This window comes from Chrysiogenia bacterium (genome assembly GCA_020434085.1).
Lineage (GTDB): Bacteria > JAGRBM01 > JAGRBM01 > JAGRBM01 > JAGRBM01 > JAGRBM01.
On record JAGRBM010000556.1, the window covers coordinates 1 to 3,466 of the forward strand.

At 63.6% G+C, this 3,466-nt stretch carries 6 protein-coding genes; all 6 read left to right on the forward strand.

The annotated features are described in order from the left end of the window. Positions 1 to 48 precede the first annotated feature (48 nt). Complete coding sequence (locus KDH09_18405; GenBank protein MCB0221675.1) at positions 49 to 468, forward strand: hypothetical protein; 420 nt, start codon at positions 49 to 51, stop codon at positions 466 to 468. Continuing rightward, positions 465 to 1,151: a hypothetical protein gene (locus tag KDH09_18410; protein ID MCB0221676.1), complete on the forward strand. Its 687-nt coding sequence runs from the start codon at positions 465 to 467 to the stop codon at positions 1,149 to 1,151. The genes KDH09_18405 and KDH09_18410 overlap by 4 nt, the downstream gene beginning before the upstream one ends. Beyond that, entirely contained in the window at positions 1,148 to 1,606 is a 459-nt protein-coding gene (locus KDH09_18415) for a hypothetical protein (GenBank protein MCB0221677.1), read from the forward strand. Before KDH09_18410 ends, KDH09_18415 begins: the two co-directional genes overlap by 4 nt. After that, positions 1,603 to 1,842 (forward strand): hypothetical protein, encoded by a 240-nt coding sequence (locus KDH09_18420; protein MCB0221678.1) that lies wholly within the window; start codon positions 1,603 to 1,605, stop codon positions 1,840 to 1,842. Before KDH09_18415 ends, KDH09_18420 begins: the two co-directional genes overlap by 4 nt. Positions 1,843 to 1,846: 4 nt before the next feature. Beyond that, complete coding sequence (locus KDH09_18425) at positions 1,847 to 3,154, forward strand: hypothetical protein (GenBank protein ID MCB0221679.1); 1,308 nt, start codon at positions 1,847 to 1,849, stop codon at positions 3,152 to 3,154. Positions 3,155 to 3,157: 3 nt separating this feature from the next. Continuing rightward, positions 3,158 to 3,466 (forward strand): hypothetical protein (locus tag KDH09_18430; GenBank protein MCB0221680.1); only part of this gene is annotated, 309 nt, incomplete at its 3' end.

Genomic DNA, 3,466 nt, shown 5'->3' on the forward strand with positions numbered 1-3,466 from the left:
GAAGCTCATCGAGATTCAGGAACGGCGCGTCACCCGCCTGGAGGGGCGATGAAGATCGAACTCCTCTGCAAGGACGAGCGAATCGTCTCGGAACTCCCCAAAGTCGATCCGCGTGTGCGGGCGATTCTGCTCGATGCCGCGTGTTTCCTCGCGGCGCGCGGATTTTCGCTCCTCGTGACATGCCTGCTGCGAACCCGCGACGAGCAGCGGGCGATCTTCGAGAGGGCAGTGCAGCTTGGTCTCAAGGAGCCCGAGCGCTCGCCGCACGAATTTGGACGCGCAGCGGACATTCGCACGATGGGAATCCCCGATGAGGTGATTGCGGAACTTGTCGCATATATCAATCTCAAATACCCCTACGACACCCCGAAGATTCAGTGCGCCATCCGTCACAACGTAGGCGGCGGCGATCATCTTCACATCCAGGTCGGCTGGCGCTCCGCAAGCATCTGGGGGATCGCGGCATGAACCCGTTGTTTGAGCAAAAAGCCGCTCTCAGCGGCCCGATTGACTGGGTGCAGGACGCTCTGGCGGCCCGCAAGGCACGCCAGGAGGTCGAGGCCGTTCTCAAGAAAGAGAAAGAGGCCGAGGAGCGCGCCCGTCAGGGGATGAGCTGGTCGCAGAAGACCGACGTGTTTCTTGGCGTCGCAAAGATCGGCGTCATCACCGTGCCGATCGCGCTGCTGGGCCTCGTCATGGCGCCCGCGCTTCTTGGCGCAGGCGAGGCGCTTCGCGGCGGCGGCGCTGCCGCCTCTGAGGGCGCCAGAATGCTCAGCTCCCTCAGAAAAAATCCCGCACCGCTCTCCTGGAGCGCAAAGCGCCGGCACCTCTTCGCGCTGCGAGATCGCTACTGGAGAGTCGCGGACGCTCCGGCGCTCAGCACTGGCGGCGGAACACCAGGGCAGTGGTTTTTCCAGGGCGTGGGGCAAGGGATCAACGACGCCTGCGTGCCCATGGAACAGTGTTTCAACAAGGGGCTCTTCAAGTCGGTCCTGCGCAACCAGGCCGAACTCACCCATGAAGCCCACGATGCAGGAAACGAGCAAAGCGAGGCCTACCACCGCGGCTACGCCGCCGGGATGAAGGCCGCCATCGAATATCTGTCAAAGCCCGCCTACGGACCGCCGCAGGTGAAACAGGAGGAATCATGAACAAGAGTGAAATCGTTCCCAGTTTGATCGAAATCCTTACCCCGATTCTCATCGCCGGGCTCACCTTTCTCTCGGCGTGGCTCGCAAAGCTCATCACCGCCAAGGTGAAAGGCGAGTATCTGCGCGGCGTGCTGGTGCGCCTGGACGAAGCCGTCTTCACGGCCGTGAAAAGCGTCGCCCAGACCTACGCCGATGCTTTGAAGAGCGCCCGTGAGGACGGGAAGCTGGAGCCCGCCGAGCGTCAGGAGGCCAAGCGCCGGGCGTTGAACGCCCTGAAGTCCTACCTCGGCACCAAGGGCATCGGCGAGCTCGGCAAGATCCTGGGGCTGGCATCCGCAAATCAGGTCGAGGAATTCCTGGCCGGCAAAGTCGAAGCCGCCGTCCACGATCTGAACCTCGTAAAAAGTGGAGGAGGCGAAGCCTCCCCTTTGGCAGTGGTGCCCGCGGGAGCTTGAGCCCCGCGGGCGAGCTTGCTCGAAGCCTCAGCGAGGTGGGCCTGCTCGCTCCAAAGAGCGGCTCGCTGGAGCTGGGGCTGCAAGGCAGGCCGGACTTTCTGGGGGGCTCGCTCGAATACCGGCACCGTGTGAGCGAGCGACTCTCGCTCTTCGCGCGGGGTAGCGGCGGCCTCATCAAAACGCAGCGTTTTGAGCCCGGCTGGCAGGCAATGGCAGGGCTCAGATTTTCCTGGTGAGAACATGGCAAAAGCAGCCAAACGAGCGGACTGGCCGCTCCTTGAATACTACCTTGATGGCGATACCTGGCTCTGGCGCGGATCGCTGCTTGGCGCCCCGGCCACGGCGGATGAATTCGCGGCGCGGATGCAGGCGGCATTTGCCGAGACCTACGAGTATCTCAGCGAAGTCCACCCCAAAGATGCCGGGAACATCCGGAGACTTACTCTTGTTTCCGGCGACGTCCTCGAAATCGAGACCGGCGGCGACGATTTCCTCCTGCAGAGCAAGGCGGGATTCCGCATTCATGTTGTGGGCCGCTACCGGCCCGCCGGCGTTGCCGATCTCTCGCGGATCGGAACGCACCGGCGCGGCCGGGCGCTGTTTCTGCCGATTCGGGACAAGGTCGCGTGGAAAGGCGCTGCGCCTCGCGACGATCTCTCGCAGGGCGCGCTCCTCTACGACGGGCTCTCGCGCGTAATCCTCTCGGCACTTCGCGGCGACGCCAATCGCCAGCATCTCTCGGCCGTTCTTTTCGAGAAAGACGGGAGCGATCTCATGGCTGTCGCCACCGACGGCCACCGCATGAGCGCGCACCGGTTTCTGGGGCTCGGCGGAAACCTCGATCCGAAGACCGCAAAGGCCCTCGTGCCCCTTCCTGCGGTGCAGGAGCTTGTGCGAAACGGGCTCAGGCGCGGGCGCGATTATGTAAGCGATGTGTTCTTCGACCTGCGGCGTGCTGGAGAGCCAGACACCTATACGTGGTCTCCCAAATCGCCCTCCGAACAGGCCTGGCAGGGCATGGTCATTGCCGACGGGACCGAGTTTCCGGTCCCGCTTCTTGATCCCGATCGCTTTCCTAACTGGTGCGCCGTGCTACCGGGCGCGGGCCAGCTCGCCTGGCAGATCGTTTTGAGTGCGCAGGAGATGGGGGACGCGCTTCAGGCGCTCGGGCAGGACTGGAAGGCGGTGTTTTCGCAGGCGAACGGCCGCGCTCCGAAGGCAAAGGATCTTCCCAGGAGCGTAGGCGGCCACCTCAGCTCTGAGGGGCTCGTCCTCTCCTACGAAGACCCGCGCGATGAGGACGCGGCCCTTGAGCGCGAAGTGTCGGGAAGCGCGGCGAAGGGGCTCAAAGGCACGCTGCCGTTCCTCGTAAACCCCAAATATCTCAAAGACGCCCTTGCCACCATGGGCGGACACTGCGTGCTCGCAGGGTTTCCCTCCGACACGGGCGGGCGGGATGGACAGCACTACATCTCGAAGCCGCTCGTTTTCTTCGACGAAGCCGGCCCGACCGAAACACTGGTCATGCCCATGTGGCCGCCGAGGTGATCCATGATTTCCGATGAACTCAAGGAGCGCCTCGATGCGCTGGCATTTGAAGAAACCACGCCGTGGTGCTCTGGCTGCAACGTGCCCGCGCCCGAGGGGCGATGCCGCCGATGCAGGAGTGACGACCTCATGCGGTATCTCAAGGGTGAGGGTGCCGACTGGGGCGTCGATTGGGTGATCCCCGTTCTGCTCCAGCATCTCTCGCCCACTGATACCGAGGAGGCCTTTGCCGACTCGGTGCGCGAGACTTATGGCGAGACCGCCCAGGTCGGCTGGGTCGAGGTCGATACGGTGGACACCATCAAGGCGATA